We start from the raw sequence: 15,325 nt of genomic DNA on the forward strand, positions 1-15,325 counted from the left end.
GCGCGCCCGTGCGGCGCGTCGGCTTCAACCTGCTTTCTTTTTGTTTGCGGGCTCCGGGCGCTCGATCATCGGCGGCACCGCCTGCACGAGCGCGTCGATCACGCAGCGCGTCTTGCGCGGCAGATAGCGCGTTTTCGGCCAGATCGCGTGAATGTCGCCTTCGCAGACGAAGCAGCGGTCGAGCACGACCACCATCTCGCCGCGCTTCACGTACTGTTCGAGCAGCCAGCTCGGCAGCCACGCGATGCCGAACCCCGCTGCGCCGGCCGCGGCGATCGCCTGCACGTCGTCGAAGCTCAACTGATGCGGCATGTCGACGTGTACCGTCGAGCCGTCCGGCGCACGCAGATACCATGGCTGCACGACGCCCGAGCGCGAATACGCGATCGTGCGATGGTTCTTCAGATCCGCCAGCGATTGCGGCATCCCGTAGCGTGCGAGATACGACGGCGCCGCACCGAGACTTCCGTACTGCGTGCCGAGCCGGCGCACCGCGAGGCTCGTGCTGTCCGCGAGCGGGCCGATCCGCACCGCGAGGTCGATGCCTTCCTCGACCAGATCGACGAACCGGTCGGTGATCGACACGTCGATCCGGAGATGCGGATAGGTGCGCGCGAGATCGAGCACGATCGGCGTCACGCAGTGATGCCCGAACGCGAGCGGCACGCTCAGCCGCAGCTTGCCGCGCGCTTCGTTGCGGCCGCAATCGAGATCGGCTTCGGCCGCTTCCAGTTCCGCGAGCGCGCGCACGCACCGGTCGTAGTACGCCTGGCCGTCGTCGGTCAGGCTCTGGCTGCGGGTCGTGCGCTGCAGCAGCCGCGCGCCGAGCCGCTTCTCGAGCCGCGCGATCGCCTTGCCGACCGCCGAGCGCGTCATGCCGAGCCGTTCCGCGGCGAGCGCGAAGCTGCCGGATTCCACGACCTGAACGAAGGTCGTCACGCCGTCGAGTCTGTCGGTCATGGCAGAGTGAAGTGATCGAGTCCTGTGATTCCCCAGTCTGGAGAAGCGGACGCGTCAATGGGGATTGGAATTCTCACTATAGTACCGATTCCCGCCAACGGGCGCTGCCGGCCTTCGGGCCGCTCGCCCGCGGCGCATCCTTCTCACCTGGAGGCGCGCGGCCGTCGCGGGCCGTCGCGCAATACGCATGACGCTATCCGACTCCCGCAGGAATGCGGTCGCGCTCGCGGCCGTCTGTCTCACGTCGCTGATGTTCGGCCTCGAGATCTCGAGCGTGCCGGTGATCCTGCCGACGCTCGAACACGTGCTGCATGGCGACTTCAACGGCATGCAGTGGATCATGAACGCGTACACGATCGCGTGCACGACGGTGCTGATGGCGGCCGGCACGCTCGCCGACCGGTTCGGCCGCAAGCGCGTGTACGTGATCGGCACCGTGCTGTTCGGCGCGACGTCGCTGCTGTGCGGGCTCGCGCCGAACGTGCCGGTGCTGGTCGCGGGGCGTCTGCTGCAGGGCGCGAGCGGCGGCGCGATGCTGATTTGCCAGATCGCAGTGCTGTCGCATCAGTTCCGCGAAGGGCGCGAGCGCGGCCGTGCGTTCGGGATCTGGGGCATCGTGTTCGGGATCGGGCTCGGTTTCGGGCCGATCGTCGGCGGCGCGATCGTCGCGCTCGCGAGCTGGCCGTGGGTGTTTCTCGTCCACGCGCCGCTCGCGGCCGTCGCGCTGGTGCTGATCGGCGGCGCGGTGCAGGAGTCGCGCGATCCGCATGCAGGCGCGCTCGACGTCGCGGGCATCGTCACGCTGTCGCTCGCGGTGCTCGGTCTCGCGTTCTATATCACCCAAAGCGCGGAGCTCGGGCTCGCGCGCGCGGCCGGCCTCGGCGTGCTCGGTGCGACGGCGCTCGCACTCGCCGGCTTCTTCGTCGCGGAACGCTCGAGCGCGCGACCGATGTTCGATTTCTCCGTGTTCCGGATTCGCGCGTTCACCGGTGCGATCTTCGGCTCGATGGGGATGAACTTCAGCTTCTGGCCGTTCATGATCTACCTGCCGATCTGGTTTCAGGTCGCGCTCGGCTACGACAGCGTGACGGCCGGCCTCGCGTTGCTCGCGTACACGCTGCCGACGCTCGTCGCGCCGCCGTTCGGCGAGCGGCTCGCGCTGCGTTACGGGCCCGGCGTCGTGATTCCGGGCGGCCTGTTCACGATCGCGGCCGGCTTCGCGTTGATGCGGATCGGCAGCGGCATCGAGCATGCGAGCTGGGTCACGATGCTGCCCGGCTGCGTGATTGCCGGGATCGGACTCGGGCTCACGAATACGCCGGTCACGAACACGACGACGGGCGCGGTGCCGAGCGCGCGGGCCGGGATGGCGTCGGGCATCGACATGAGCGCGCGGATGATCTCGCTCGCGCTGAACATCGCGGCGATGGGTTTCGTGCTGGTGGCGGGGATCGTCGCGAGCCTGAAGGCCGGTGTGGCGGGTGCGATCGATGCGGGGACGCTGCGCGCGCTGGCACAGCAGATCGCGTCGGGCCGCACCGACGGATTGCAGGCGATCGCGCCGGCGCTCGCGCAGACCGATCCGACCGGTGCGGCGCTGCACGCGGCGCTCGTGCACGGGTTCGGCTGGGTGATGGTGTACGGCGCGGCTGGCGTGGCCGTGCTCGCGACCGCGAGCGCGGTGGCGTTCGCGCCGGCGCGGCGCGGGGCGGCGGTGTGTGAATGAGCGTGGCGTTGGCGGATGCGTCGTGATCGCCGCGCCGCCCCGATCGTCATCATCGGCCGGTCGCGGGCCTCGCCGATCAGCGTCGCGCGGTAGGCCTGCCGCGCCGTGCCGCGCGCCCGGTTCGGCGACCTTACGCGCGCTCGCCGCGATCGTCGATCCGCCGTTGCGTATCCGCGTCGACGATCGCGCGGAGCGTGCGGAACAGCGGCGCCGCGTCGGTATAGCGCCGGCCGTAGCCGAGATTGAACGCGTAATCGAAGTCGGGCGGATTGCTGCCCTGGTTGTGCTGCAGGATCGTTTCGAGCTTGTCGAGCGCCTTCGCCGCGCGGGCTTCCGGCGACGCTGCGGCGTCGTATTCGTCCCACAGCGCGACGATCTCATCGCGCATCGTACGATCGAGCGACGCGGTCAGCGTCAGCAGGTCGTCGCGTTCGTGCGCGCTCTTGTCTGGATGCGCGGCCTGCTCGATCGCCGGGATGTCGCCGTGCAGCGCTTCGCCGAGGTCGTGAACGATGCACAGCTTCAGCAGCTTCGCCGGGTCGACGCCGGCGAGCGCGTCGGCGAACACGAGCGCCATCAGACACAGCCGCCAACTGTGCTCGGCCGTGCTTTCGGCGCGCCCGCTCGACGTATGGCCGCTGCGCAGCACGTCTTTCAGGCGTTCGGCTTCGCGCAGGAAATCGAGCCGCGCGTGAATCGTATCGAGGTTCATGGCTGGACAGTGCTTCTATGGAGCCGCCAAGCGTACGCCGTGCGCACGCGCTGCGTCCACGCATGAAATATGCGTGCCGCCGCAGGTGGCGTGCCGGTTACAGCGTTTCGACGAGCCGCACGGCCGAGCCGTCCGACAGCATCATGCGCGTCCATCGGCACGTGCTGCCGCGAATCGGCACGACGCGCGACGCATTGGCGCCGGTCGCGAATTCGACGCTCGGCGGACCTGCGCGATCGTGCCAGCCGAGCGTGTCGAGCGCGGCTTCCATGCGCACGATCTCCGGCGACGCATAGCGCCACAGCGACGTGCCGATGAGCGCCGGCAGCGGCCGCGAGAATTCGGCCGCGCGTGACGGCGAGCACGCGAGCAGACGGTGCGTGAGATCGCACACCAGATGCATGCGCGCGGTGCTGCTCGCGATCAGCCGGGCGAGCGCGTGGTCGCCGGCCGAACCGAGCCGCGCAGCCAGCAACCGCTCGGCGGTCGCGCGCTCGTCGGCCGACATCTGCAGGACGCCGGCCTCCCAGCGTGAAATCGTCGACTGCGCGACGCCGAACAGCTCGGCCGCGTGGCTCTGCTTCATGCGATGCAGCATGCGCCAGCGCTTCAGCTGCGGGCCGAGCGGCGGAGTGTGAAGCGGAGAAGTCGTCACGTCGATGCTCCGGTTTGCGTTCGTCGGGTTGGCGGCCGGTTGGCCGATTCGGCGACTGGCAGGTGTCCTTGCGGCCACCGGATATCGCGCCGCCGAAGGTTTCGACAGGCTTTCAAGCAGCCTGGGCATATCTTATTATTCGGCCAGAGCGGCGCGCCAGCCGCGATCGATCACGTGAACGCATGACGCGCCGGTGAGCAATACGTCCTGCGGGCTCCCGCATCGCACGATGCGCGATCGGCACAACCGGAGACGCGCGATCAGCGCATATCCCGAAAAAACGACGCGAGGGCGCAATGGTACGACTGGTCTTGCTGTTGCTGGGCATCGAATATCTGCGAACGCGCTGGCGCGGGCTGACCGTGCTCGGGTGGCTGTGGGTGGCCGCGGGCGTCGGCATTTTCATCGACGCGCTCGACGGCGCGCTGCATTTTCCGATCGAGCTGTTCGCGTGGCTGTTCCTGATCGAGGGACTCGCGACGCTCGCCGTGGCCGGCAGCGGCGTCGGCGGGCAACGCATCCTGCGCTACGTGAAGGGCATCGCGGTGGTCGTGGCGGCCGGGCTCGTGTTCGCGGGCCATCATCACGGTCACTTCCTGCTGTCGATGATCTTCGGCACGCTGTTCCTCGTCGACGGGCTGCTGCAGTGCACGTCCGCATGGATGGTCCGCTACCGGCGCTGGCACGTCGCGTTCGCGTGGGGCGTCGTCGAAATCCTGCTCGCGATCTTCTTCTATCAGCCCTATCCGACCCACTATGTCGGCACCGTGCCTTACTGTCTCGGTCTGCTGCTGATGTTCGGCGGGATGCACATGCTGAGCCTCGCCGCACGCGTGCGCCGGCTGACGCGCAATCCGGCGTTCGTCACGTCGCCGGCGCCCGCGATCGCGCCCGACGTCGACGCGGCGCCCGACATCCCGCGCTTCACGCAGTCCGAGTGGGACGGCCCGCCGGCCGACCACGAGCGTGCGCTCACGGTGCACGTGTGGACGCCGACCGGCACGTCGAAGGCCGAAGCGCAGCGCTACCCGCTGATCGACCGCTACATCGCGGCGGTGGACGTCAACGGCGTGATCTCGACCGGCCATGCGGCGCTGGAGTCGCCCGAAGGCATCTACATCAGCTTGTATCCGGCCGTCGAGATCGATCGTTCTCCGGACGAATTCACGCGGATCCTGCGCGCGACGCGCGAGAACGACGTGCCGGGCCTGTTCCAGCCCGACTACGCGACCGAGTCGAAGGCCTGGTGCCCGTCGACCGTGCGCGTGCGCATCCGCAATTACGATCCGGCGAAGCTCGCCGCGTTCTGGGCTTCGTACCGGCGGAACATGACGTACAACCTCACGCACCGCAACTGCTCGAGCACCGTGTCGAACGCACTCGAAGCCGCGCTCGACGGCGCGGTATGGCGGCTGAAGGGCGAACGGGCCGGGTGGGGCGCGTTCGTGCGGCTACTGCTCACGCCCGAGCTGTGGGTCGCCGCGCAGATTCGCAAGCGCGCGGTGACGATGGCATGGACGCCCGGGCTCACGCTCGACTACGCGCGTGCGCTCAGCATGCTGGCCGATCCGCGGCCGTTCGCGTGGTGGAAGGTCGCGCGCGCGGCCGTGCGCGCGATCATGGCGTCGCGCCGCGCGTGGCGCGAGCAGGACAGCGCGGCGCTGGCGCCCGGCGGATCGGAAGCCGCGTCGGTGAAATAACCGCGTGGTGCCGGACGAGCGTCTGGCACGACACGGAGCGGCCGCTCGCGTGCCGGCACCGCCGATCGTAAAGGGCGCGCCGCAGAAAATAGTTCGCAAGCCTTCATATTCGTGCCACGTTGCGTCGGCAACAATCGCGGGCAGACATTCGACAATCTTGCGGCGCATCCCGCGACCGCAAGCCTTTTCCGAGGAAACGCCATGCTCAAGACGCTCGCCCGCGCCGCGGCCGCACTCGCCGTCGCATCCGCCTCGCTGCACGCCGCCGCGCAGACCAGCTACGACTATCTGTTGCTCGCTGCTTCGTGGGAGCCCGGCTTCTGTGCGTCGCACGACACGCCGGAGTGTACGAATCTCGCCGGCACGTACGCGGCGACGAGCCTGTCGCTGCACGGCCTGTGGCCGAATCGCTACGACGGCAACCAGCCGTTCTATTGCGGCGTGCCGCAAAGCGACATCGATCTCGACAACGCGCATCGGTGGTGCAGCATGGACGCCTACCCGGTCAGCAGTGCGACGCGCGGCACGCTGTCGACGTATATGCCCGGTGTCGCGTCGTGCCTCGACAAGCACGAATGGTTCAAGCACGGCACGTGCTCGAACTCTGCGTCGCCGGACACGTACTGGAACGACGCGACCGGCATGATCAGCCGGCTCGGCAACACGTCGTTCAATGCGTTCCTGCAGGCGAATGCGGGCAAGACGGTCACGCGCAACCAGCTGCTGTCTGCGTTCGAGGGCGCGTTCGGCAGCAATACGCGCAGCGCGGTGTCGCTGAAGTGCACGAAGACGAACGGCATCAGCTATTTCACGGAAGCGTGGATCGCGGTGAAGACGAACGCGACCGCGCAGTTTCCGAGCACGGCGTCGCTCGTGACGGACGGCAATACGCAGGGGACGTGTCCGACGTCGGGCGTGTTCATCGCGAAGTAACGCGCGAAGTTTCGGGGAATGCACCGGCCGGAGGGTGTCCGGCCGGCGGCGGAGTGCCGGCGTTGCGCCGTCTCTATGCGAGTAGCCGCAACGCATCGTCGAGCGACAGCACCGTCGTGCGGGTCTCGAACGCCGTCGCGAACAGATGCTCGTGCACGACCTGATCCGGGTCGTAGCAGCAGTCCTTCACCGTAAACAGCCGGAAATCCGCATCGCTCGCGTGTGCAACGGATGACAGCACGACGCCCGTCGATGCGATCCCGACCAGGATCAGCGTATCGATGCCCTGCGCGACGAGCCGCGGCTGCAGGTCGGTGCGATAGAACACGCTCGCGCGATGCGCGGCGATCAGCGGTTCATTGTCCAGCCGGCCGAGCTCCGGGCACGGGCCGTCGTCGACGAACAGCCCAAGCTGCTTGATTCCCTGACCGTTCTTGTTGCGCGGGCTGACTTCGGGATAGCCGGGGCTGAAGTGCAGATTCGCGAAGCAGACGTGGATGCCGGCGGCTCGCGCCGCATCGCACAGCTTGCGCGTGTTGGCGAGCAGGGCAGGCGCGACCGACGGAAAGAGACCGAGGATGTCGGTCTGGTAGTGCATCACGATCAGCGCGGTTTGCGCCGGCACGATCGGCGGAATCGGCGCGGGCGTGCGGCTGCCCGTGCCTGCTTGGTGCGTCGTTGCGAGGTCTGAAGCGTGTTCCGGTTGCATGACCGATGCTCTCCCATGAGTCACTTCGCTGTTTCAGAAAATCGACCGCTCCGAATACGTCGTCAACCATTCCAGCGCCAACGTCCCTGCGCTACGAATATATCAACTCGCATGTGATTCCATCGGTACCGACGGACGGGCGAGTGCCGTGCTGCCACCGGCGACCGAGTTCGGCCAGTTGCGGTCATCGGATCCGGACCGAAGATGAACATCCAGTCGGCCGCTTCGTCTTCGAAAGCAGCCGTCGAACGAATTGACGGCAATCGCGCCGGCGCGCAAGGGTTTGAGAAAGGCACGTCGAACTGCGTTCGAATTCGAGAAGCCGTCGAACAACGCCCGCCCTTTGTGAAGCGCACCGAGGTCAAATCATTGGTATGTCTGGGTGCCGAGGGCCGGGCAGCGAAGAATCGCCAGCGCATCGAAGATGCTGTAGCTGTAGCTGTAGCTGTAGTGGGTGCAACCTTTGGCGTTGATCAGCAAGGAGCCTCAGCGCTCGTCAGACCGTGGCGCAGTCATTCGCGCAGCTCGCATTGCGACTTCGTTCACGGTTTCCACAGTGCGAACTCGCCATCCGCGAGTTCCCGTTTGAGAAAGTCGATGCAAACGCGCACCTTTGCAGATTGCGCCGCGCGCGCGGCCGACATTGCCCATACGTCCGCCGGTTGCTCCCACGCGGGCAGCACGCGCTCGAGCGCGCCTTGCGCGAGCGCTCGCGCCACATACGACTGTCCGACCATCACGATGCCGTGACCATCGTGAGCCCAGCGCAAGACTACGTCGCTGTGATTCGAAGCGAGCGGCCCGGTGACTTTCACGGTACTCCAGCCTCCCGGGCCGAGCAGACGCCACACGCCGAATGGCTCGTCGCGCTCGCGGAAGACGAGACAGTCGTGCTGCGCGAGTTCGTCGACGCTCTTAGGGCGTCCGCGCATGTCGAGGTAGCCGGGCGCCGCGCACAACACGCGCGGACTGACGGCGATGTGATGCGCGATCAGACCCGGCTCCTGCACCGCTCCCACACGGATGTCGAGATCGAAACCCTCATCGACGAGGTTGACGCGCCGGTCGACCAGTTCAAGCCAGATTTCGAGTTCGGGATAGCGCTTCTTCATCAGCGACACGATCGGCGCGATGTGACTGCGCCCGAGGCGCTGGCTTGAACTCATCCGCAGCGATCCCCTGGGATTTACCCGCAGGTTGGATAGATCGTCGCGCATCGCATCGACGTCCTGCAAGATCGCGCGTGCCCATCGATTGACCGTTTCGCCGTCGGTCGTGAGCGATACGCGGCGGGTTGTGCGATGCAGCAGCTTTACCCCGAGCGTCTTTTCCAGCAAGGCGATGCGCTTGCTGACGTGCGTCTGCGAATTGCCGAATTCGTGCGCCGCCGCCACGAAGCTCAGCCGCCGCGCGACCTCACAGAACAGGCGGAGATCGCCGAGCATCGGTTCATTAAGCATGATCTGGTGATTATGGAATGCGGGACCGGCTAATAATACTTCGAATCGGCGATAGTAACCTTCGGTCATGCTTTGATAACGGAGACGAGCATGATCAATGGCAATACCGGGCTTATCGCCCACATCGGCTATCCCACGCACGCTTTCAAGTCGCCGATGATCTACAACCCTTACTTCGAACACGCCGGCGTGAACGCCGGCGTCGTACCGATGGGCTGCGCGCCCGTGCATTACCCCACCTTCCTCCGTTCGATCTTTGTGCTCGAGAACATACGTGGCGCGCTCGTCACCATGCCGCATAAGGTGACGACCGTTGGCTTGCTCGACGACGCCACGCCCACCGTGAAGATCGCCGGATCGTGCAACGCGGTGCGGCGCGGGGAGGATGGACGCCTCCTCGGCGACATGTTTGACGGCGAAGGCTTCGTGCGGGGAGTGCGGCGCAAGGGATGCAAGCTTGAAGGCGCGCGCGTGCTCGTCGTGGGCTGCGGCGGGGTGGGATCGGCGATCGCCGCGTCGCTCGCCGCGGCGGGCGTCGCCTGGCTCGGCCTCTTCGACGCGCGGCCCGAATCGGCGCAAGGCCTGAAAGAGCGTCTTACGACGCATTACCCGAGGCTCGAAGTCACGACGGGCAGCAACGATCCGGCCGGGTACGACCTCGTCGTAAACGCGACGCCGATGGGCATGCACGACGGCGATCCGCTGCCGGTGGATGTCGAGCGCATCGCGCCGGACACCTTCGTCGGAGAAGTCGTGATGAAGAGCGAGATGACGGCGTTTCTCAAGGCCGTGGAGGCGCGCGGCTGCCGCTTCCAGGTTGGCTCGGACATGTTGTTCGAGCAGATTCCCGCTTACCTCGAATTCTTCGGCTTTCCGACGACCACGCCGGAAGTGCTGCGCTCGGTCGCGAAGCTGAGCTACTGAATCCCTCGAACCGCAAGGAGACGACATGACGACGACACCCCGATTCGGCTGGTGTGGCCCACTGCAGAACGCGGCATCGATGAAAGAAGCAGGGCTGGACTACATCGAGGCGCAGCTCGTGCCGATGCAACTCGAAGACGACGCGGCGTTCGCCGATGCCAAAGCAGGCGTCGGCGATTTGCCGCTGCCCGCGCTCGCGTTCAGCTATCTGTTTCCGCACGATGCGCGCATTGTCGGACCCGAGAAGGACGAGCGGCGCAATCGAGCGTACTTCGATCGCGTTGTCGAACTGATGACGATTGCCCGCGCACAGATCGTTGTGCTCGGCAGCGGCTGGACGCGCAATATTCCCGACGGCTGGTCGCAGCGCCAAGCCGAAGACGAATTCCTGAAGACGCTTTCCTGGTGTGCCGATGCGTTGCGCGGGACTGGCGCGACGCTGGTCATCGAGCCACTTAATCGCAAGGAATCGAATCTCGTGAACAGCGTTGGCGATGGGGCGCGGCTCGCAAAGCTGCTCGGTCGCGATGAAGTGCGCGGTCTCGCGGACTTTTATCACATGGATGAAGAAAACGAGCCGCTCAATGAGCTTCGAGCGCACAGCGAATGGCTTGCGCATATCCATCTCGCGGACACGGGTCGTCTGAATCCCGGCACCGGCATGTATGACTATCCGACGTTCTTCGGCAATCTCAAAGCATGCGGTTACGGCGGACTCTTGAGCGCCGAATGCGGATTCAAGGGTGAACCGCTCGCCTCGATGCGCGAAAGCGCTGCATTCATGCGGCGCGCGTGGAACGACGCCTGACATCTCAATCGACAGGGCCGATACAGGCCTGTAAACCTCATTGGAGGAGACACCTCATGCAAGCTGATTCCATCGGCAATGCGGCTGCCGATCGTGCGGCCGACAAGGCGACGCGTCGCCTGATTCCCTTTCTGCTGCTGATGTACGTGCTCGCGTTTCTGGACCGCGCGAACGTCGGCTTCGCGAAGCAGGCGCTGCACGATGTCGTCGGCATATCGGATGCGGCGTTTGCGTTCGGCGCGAGCATTTTCTTTATCGCCTATGTGTTGCTTGAAGTGCCGAGCAATCTCGCGCTGCACAAGGTCGGCGCGCGCATCTGGATGTGTCGCATCATGGTGACGTGGGGACTCGTGTCTGCGGCGACGATGTTCGTGCAGGGCTCAACGAGTTTCCAGGTGCTGCGCTTCGTGCTAGGGGCGTGCGAGGCGGGGTTCTTTCCCGGCGTGATCCTTTATCTGACGTACTGGTTCCCGGCTGCACGCCGCGCCAAAGCCATGGGTCTCTTCTACTTCGGCGCGCCGCTCGCATTCATGTTCGGGGCGCCATTGTCGGGCTACCTGTTGCGATTCGAGGGCATGCTCGGCCTGCATGGGTATCAGTGGATGTTCATGCTCGAAGGCCTCGCCGCGACGGCAGTCGGCGCGTGGGCGTACTTCTACCTCGACAACAAGCCCTCCGACGCGGCCTGGCTGGATGCCGAAGAAAAGCGCGAGCTCATCGCCACGCTCGAAGCTGAAGATGCGGAGAAAGTGTCACACACCTCACAAAGCCTGAGCGCGATTCTCGCGAATCGCACGGTACTGTATTTCGGGCTGGTGTTCTTCCTGATTCAGATGGGCGTGTCCGTTGTCGTGTTCTATCTGCCGACATTCATCGGCAAGCTTTTGGGCACGGGGCCGAACACGCTGGTGGGCTTCGTAGTCGCGATTCCGTGGGCGTGTGCGCTGATCGCGACCTACGCCGTCCCGAAAGCCGCCGGACGTACGGGACGCCTGACGCCCTTCGGCTGCGCGAGTCTTGCGGTCGCGGCTATCGCCATGTTCGTGTCGGCCGGCGCCTCGCCGCTTGTCGCCGTGGCCGCGCTATGCGTAGCCGTCGCGGGACTGTGGGCGGTTCAACCAATCTTCTGGACGATGCTCACGAACCGCCTCGGCGGAATGGCGGCGGTCTCCGGCGTGGCGATGGTGAACACGATCGGTAACATCGGCAACTTCGTCTCGCCAAACGTGAAGGCGTGGGCCGACGCGAGCTTCGGATCCGGCGTGGCGGGTCTGATTCTGTTGAGCGGTGTCGTCGTGTTTGCCGCGGTGCTCTTTATCGGCGCGCGCCGTTCTCCGCAACTGGCCGTTGGGAAGGCATTGCACCCGTAAAGCGAAAGCGTCACGGCGGCAAATACGGAATGACTCAATGCTCATGCTTCCGCCGCTTTCTGGCGATCTCGCAAGGACAATTCGAGCAAGCCAGTTCCAATTAAGGGCAACCCTTGGTACTTCTTTCGGCTGGTCGTCCCGCACTTGGGTCGACCGATCGATCGTCCGATGTATCTTCGTAAGCCGTCAGCCGAGGGAACGCAGGCCGGACGGCTGAAGTGGGTCGATTGCTGCCGATGGCCGAATTCCCCAGTGAGCGCTCTGGCGCGCGCCGACAGGAATCTGCCGCCGTCGCGCCACATGAGGCATGCTTGACTTCGACGCTTCAAAAGATCGACCGCTCCGAATACGTCGTCAACCATTCCAGCGCCAACGTCCCCGCCAGCGAGTTCCCGTTCGCATCGAGCCCCGGCGCCCACACGCACACGGCCATCTCCCCCGGCAGCACCGCGACGATCCCGCCGCCGACGCCGCTCTTGGCCGGCAGCCCGACGCGATAGACGAAGTCGCCCGCCGCATCGTAGGTGCCGCAGGTCAGCATCAGCGCCGACAGCCGCTTCGCCGAACTCGTATCGACGATCCGCTCGCCGGTGACGGGCGCGACGCCGCCGTTCGCGAGAAAAAGCGCGGCCTGCGCGAGCTCGACGCAGTTCATCTCGATCGCGCACTGACGGCAATACGCATCGACCACCGTGTCCGGCGGCATCTGCATGTTGCCGAAGCTCGCCATGAAATGCGCCATCGCGCGGTTGCGTTCCGCGTGCTGCAACTCCGACAGCGCGACGCGCGAATCGTAATCGATGTCGTTCGAGCCGATCAGCCGCCGCACGAATTCGACGAGCGCGGTCTCGGCCTTGACGAACCGGCGGCACAGCACGTCGGTGACGACCAGCGCGCCCGCGTTGATGAACGGGTTGCGCGGCTTGCCGCGCTCGCTTTCGAGCTGAACGAGCGAGTTGAACGCGGTGCCGGACGGCTCGCGGCCGACCCGCTCCCACAGCGCGTCGCCCAGCAGCTGGAACGCGAGCGTGCACGCGAACAGCTTCGAGATGCTCTGGATCGAGAACCGTTCGCGCGCATCGCCGACCGTGTAAACGTTTCCATCGAGCGTCACGACGGCCATCCCGAACTTGTCGGCAGGCACTTTCGCGAGCTCGGGAATGTAGTCGGCAACGCGACCCTGGCCGATCCAGGGAGCGAGTTCGGTGTGGATCCGTTCGAGGATCGGCTGATAGTTCATCACGTGACGCAGGGCGGGCGCGCGGCCCGGATTCGACGGAGCCCGTATGGAACCGTTTTGGCGCCGGTTCGTCAAGCGCGGCGGCCATTGAGCCCTTATTTTCGAGATGGACGAACGGACAAGCCGCGGGCGCAGTATCATGCGGTACGTTTCGGCCGATGGCCGGCAGCCGGCGCGGGCCGGAGCCGCCGCGGCCTCCCCGTATGTTTCGACCGTTACCCATGTCTTTTCGCATCCTGCTCGTCGAAGACGACACCCGTCTGTCCACGCTGATTGCCGGCTATCTGCGCAAGAACGACTATGAAGTCGACACTGTGCTGCATGGCGACGCCGCCGTGCCGGCGATCCTGTCCACGCGCCCGGACCTCGTCATTCTCGACGTGAACCTGCCGGGCAAGGACGGCTTCGAGATCTGCCGCGAGGTGCGCACGGAGTACGACGGCGTGATCATCATGGTGACGGCGCGGGACGAGCCGTTCGACGAGCTGCTCGGCCTCGAATTCGGCGCCGACGACTACGTGCACAAGCCGGTCGAGCCGCGCATCCTGCTCGCGCGGATCAAGGCGCAACTGCGCCGCGCGCCCGCACGCGCGGCCGAAGGCCCCGCGGCGCAGCCGGAGCGCTACACGTTCGGGCAGTTCTCGATCGACCGCACCGACCGCTCGGTCGTGCTGCCCGGCGGCGACTCGCCCGACCTCACGTCGGCCGAGTTCGACCTGCTGTGGGTGCTGGTGTGCCATGCGGGCGAAGTGGTGAGCCGCGACGACCTGATGTTGCAGCTGCGCGGCGTCGAATTCGACGGCCTCGACCGCACGATCGACGGGCGCATCTCGAAGCTGCGCCGCAAGCTGCACGACGATGCCGGCAACCCGCAGCGGATCAAGACGATCCGCAGCAAGGGTTATCAGTTCAGCAAGCATGCGTGGGAATGACGCCGCGCCGGCGCAGCGACGCCGCACGCGGCCGCCCCGCATCGCACGATAGCCGGAAGCCGCGATGATCCGACGCACCCGTTCGCATCCCGATGCGCCGCCGCTGTCGACGCTGCGCTACGTCAAATGGCGCTGGCTGCATTTCCGCCGCGCATGGACGGACACGCGCGCCGACCGCATTCCGAGCTGGTCGCGCCTGTACGTGCGCACTTACCTGCACCTGCTCGGCCTCGTGCTGCTGACCGCGCTGGTGCCGGCGCTCGCATTGTGCGTCGTGTTGTCGCCGGAAGTCGTGTGGCACGCGTTCGACGCGCTGCCGGGCGACATCTGGATCGTGCTCGCATTCGTGTTCACCGCGCCGGCGCTCGCCGCATACCGATGGATGCGGCCGGTCTGGTCGGATCTCGTGATGGTGCGCGAGCGCGCAATCGACTTCACCGGCGGGCGCTTCAACACGCGCGCGCGGGAGTCGCACAGCGTGATCATCGGCCCGCTCGCGCGCACGCTGAATGCGCTCGCGATGCGCATGGAGCGGCTGATCGCCGCGCAGCGCGACCTGACGAACGGAATCTCGCACGAATTGCGCACGCCGCTCGCACGCGTGCGCTTCGCGCTCGAGATGCTGCGCGAGCCGGGCTCCGCGGCCGAATACCACGGCGCGCTGGAGAGCATCGCGCAGGACGTGACCGAGCTCGAGGAACTGATCGACATGAGCCTCACGTACGCACGGCTCGAATACAGCTCGCTGCAGTCGAACCTCGAGCTGACGGCGCCGGTCGCGTGGTTCGAGCACCAGATCAGCGACGCGCAGCTGCTGTATCCGGAGCGCGCGATCGAATCGCGCATCGCGATCGCGTCGGACCTGCGCGTGAAGATGGATCGGCGGCTGATGTCGTACGCGATGCGCAACCTGCTGCGCAATGCGAGCAAATATGCGGCGTCGCGGATCGTCGTCGGGATCGCGATCGAGCACGGCAACATCGCGATCTTCGTCGAGGACGACGGCCCCGGCGTGCCGGAGAGCGAACGCGAACGGATCTTCGATGCGTTCGTGCGGCTCGACCGCCGCACCGGCGGCTACGGGCTCGGCCTCGCGATCACGCGGCAGGTGCTGCACGCGCACAACGGCCGGATCGCGGTCGTCGATCCGGTGGAGCTCGGCGGCGCGCGCTTCGAGATCAGCTGGCCGATCTGAA

At 66.1% G+C, this 15,325-nt stretch carries 14 protein-coding genes; 8 read left to right on the forward strand and 6 right to left on the reverse strand.

Annotated elements, in window-relative coordinates:
• Positions 1–24: 24 nt before the first annotated feature.
• On the reverse strand, positions 25–960 hold the full coding sequence (locus BSE24067_RS00990) for a LysR family transcriptional regulator (protein WP_151067019.1): 936 nt from the start codon (positions 958–960) through the stop codon (positions 25–27).
• 187 nt (positions 961–1,147) lie between these two features.
• On the opposite strand from BSE24067_RS00990, the gene BSE24067_RS00995 reads away from it, so the two are divergent.
• Positions 1,148–2,686 (forward strand): MFS transporter, encoded by a 1,539-nt coding sequence (locus BSE24067_RS00995; protein WP_151067018.1) that lies wholly within the window; start codon positions 1,148–1,150, stop codon positions 2,684–2,686.
• A 130-nt stretch (positions 2,687–2,816) separates the two neighbouring features.
• Here BSE24067_RS00995 and BSE24067_RS01000 read toward each other — a convergent pair whose 3' ends face one another.
• Both BSE24067_RS01000 and BSE24067_RS01005 read right to left on the reverse strand, forming a co-directional pair.
• On the reverse strand, positions 2,817–3,398 hold the full coding sequence (locus tag BSE24067_RS01000) for an HD domain-containing protein (RefSeq protein WP_151067017.1): 582 nt from the start codon (positions 3,396–3,398) through the stop codon (positions 2,817–2,819).
• A 97-nt stretch (positions 3,399–3,495) separates the two neighbouring features.
• Positions 3,496–4,053: a helix-turn-helix domain-containing protein gene (locus BSE24067_RS01005; RefSeq protein ID WP_151067016.1), complete on the reverse strand. Its 558-nt coding sequence runs from the start codon at positions 4,051–4,053 to the stop codon at positions 3,496–3,498.
• 296 nt (positions 4,054–4,349) lie between these two features.
• Between BSE24067_RS01005 and BSE24067_RS01010 the strand changes: the two genes are divergently transcribed.
• Positions 4,350–5,753, forward strand: coding sequence for an HdeD family acid-resistance protein (locus BSE24067_RS01010; protein ID WP_151067015.1), 1,404 nt, complete (start codon positions 4,350–4,352; stop codon positions 5,751–5,753).
• 201 nt (positions 5,754–5,954) lie between these two features.
• On the forward strand, positions 5,955–6,686 hold the full coding sequence (locus BSE24067_RS01015) for a ribonuclease T2 (protein ID WP_151067014.1): 732 nt from the start codon (positions 5,955–5,957) through the stop codon (positions 6,684–6,686).
• A gap of 73 nt (positions 6,687–6,759) precedes the next feature.
• On the opposite strand, the gene BSE24067_RS01020 is transcribed toward BSE24067_RS01015, so the two are convergent.
• Positions 6,760–7,395: a cysteine hydrolase family protein gene (locus tag BSE24067_RS01020; protein WP_151067013.1), complete on the reverse strand. Its 636-nt coding sequence runs from the start codon at positions 7,393–7,395 to the stop codon at positions 6,760–6,762.
• A 542-nt stretch (positions 7,396–7,937) separates the two neighbouring features.
• Entirely contained in the window at positions 7,938–8,855 is a 918-nt protein-coding gene (locus BSE24067_RS01025) for a LysR family transcriptional regulator (protein WP_174904675.1), read from the reverse strand.
• A gap of 90 nt (positions 8,856–8,945) precedes the next feature.
• On the opposite strand from BSE24067_RS01025, the gene BSE24067_RS01030 reads away from it, so the two are divergent.
• Genes BSE24067_RS01030 through BSE24067_RS01040 form a run of 3 tightly spaced genes read left to right on the forward strand, consistent with a single transcriptional unit; the run spans position 8,946 to position 11,957 of the window.
• Positions 8,946–9,779: a shikimate dehydrogenase family protein gene (locus BSE24067_RS01030; protein ID WP_151067011.1), complete on the forward strand. Its 834-nt coding sequence runs from the start codon at positions 8,946–8,948 to the stop codon at positions 9,777–9,779.
• Positions 9,780–9,804: 25 nt separating this feature from the next.
• Positions 9,805–10,587, forward strand: a complete 783-nt coding sequence (locus BSE24067_RS01035; RefSeq protein ID WP_151067010.1) for a sugar phosphate isomerase/epimerase family protein — start codon at positions 9,805–9,807, stop codon at positions 10,585–10,587.
• Positions 10,588–10,643: 56 nt separating this feature from the next.
• A complete protein-coding gene (locus tag BSE24067_RS01040; RefSeq protein ID WP_151067009.1) occupies positions 10,644–11,957 on the forward strand; it encodes an MFS transporter in 1,314 nt (437 codons plus the stop codon).
• Between the two features lie 325 nt (positions 11,958–12,282).
• Here the strand turns inward: BSE24067_RS01040 and BSE24067_RS01045 are convergent, their stop codons facing one another.
• Positions 12,283–13,197: a glutaminase gene (locus tag BSE24067_RS01045; RefSeq protein WP_151067008.1), complete on the reverse strand. Its 915-nt coding sequence runs from the start codon at positions 13,195–13,197 to the stop codon at positions 12,283–12,285.
• A 221-nt stretch (positions 13,198–13,418) separates the two neighbouring features.
• On the opposite strand from BSE24067_RS01045, the gene BSE24067_RS01050 reads away from it, so the two are divergent.
• Both BSE24067_RS01050 and BSE24067_RS01055 read left to right on the forward strand, forming a co-directional pair.
• Complete coding sequence (locus BSE24067_RS01050; protein ID WP_151067007.1) at positions 13,419–14,129, forward strand: response regulator; 711 nt, start codon at positions 13,419–13,421, stop codon at positions 14,127–14,129.
• 64 nt (positions 14,130–14,193) lie between these two features.
• Complete coding sequence (locus BSE24067_RS01055; RefSeq protein WP_151067006.1) at positions 14,194–15,324, forward strand: ATP-binding protein; 1,131 nt, start codon at positions 14,194–14,196, stop codon at positions 15,322–15,324.
• Position 15,325 lies beyond the last annotated feature (1 nt).

Origin of the sequence: Burkholderia latens, from assembly GCF_902499045.1 — a bacterium.
Classification (GTDB): Bacteria; Pseudomonadota; Gammaproteobacteria; order Burkholderiales; family Burkholderiaceae; genus Burkholderia; species Burkholderia latens.

Excerpts from the sequence above, each read along its gene's own strand:
- BSE24067_RS01045 (WP_151067008.1), bottom strand. The coding sequence starts at position 13,197 with ATGAACTATCAGCCGATCCTCGAACGGATCCACACCGAACTCGCTCCC.
- BSE24067_RS01025 (WP_174904675.1), bottom strand. The coding sequence starts at position 8,855 with ATGCTTAATGAACCGATGCTCGGCGATCTCCGCCTGTTCTGTGAGGTC.
- BSE24067_RS01055 (WP_151067006.1), top strand. The coding sequence starts at position 14,194 with ATGATCCGACGCACCCGTTCGCATCCCGATGCGCCGCCGCTGTCGACG.
- BSE24067_RS01020 (WP_151067013.1), bottom strand. The coding sequence starts at position 7,395 with ATGCAACCGGAACACGCTTCAGACCTCGCAACGACGCACCAAGCAGGC.
- BSE24067_RS01010 (WP_151067015.1), top strand. The coding sequence starts at position 4,350 with ATGGTACGACTGGTCTTGCTGTTGCTGGGCATCGAATATCTGCGAACG.
- BSE24067_RS01000 (WP_151067017.1), bottom strand. The coding sequence starts at position 3,398 with ATGAACCTCGATACGATTCACGCGCGGCTCGATTTCCTGCGCGAAGCC.
- BSE24067_RS01030 (WP_151067011.1), top strand. The coding sequence starts at position 8,946 with ATGATCAATGGCAATACCGGGCTTATCGCCCACATCGGCTATCCCACG.
- BSE24067_RS00995 (WP_151067018.1), top strand. The coding sequence starts at position 1,148 with ATGACGCTATCCGACTCCCGCAGGAATGCGGTCGCGCTCGCGGCCGTC.
- BSE24067_RS01015 (WP_151067014.1), top strand. The coding sequence starts at position 5,955 with ATGCTCAAGACGCTCGCCCGCGCCGCGGCCGCACTCGCCGTCGCATCC.
- BSE24067_RS01040 (WP_151067009.1), top strand. The coding sequence starts at position 10,644 with ATGCAAGCTGATTCCATCGGCAATGCGGCTGCCGATCGTGCGGCCGAC.
- BSE24067_RS01050 (WP_151067007.1), top strand. The coding sequence starts at position 13,419 with ATGTCTTTTCGCATCCTGCTCGTCGAAGACGACACCCGTCTGTCCACG.
- BSE24067_RS01035 (WP_151067010.1), top strand. The coding sequence starts at position 9,805 with ATGACGACGACACCCCGATTCGGCTGGTGTGGCCCACTGCAGAACGCG.
- BSE24067_RS00990 (WP_151067019.1), bottom strand. The coding sequence starts at position 960 with ATGACCGACAGACTCGACGGCGTGACGACCTTCGTTCAGGTCGTGGAA.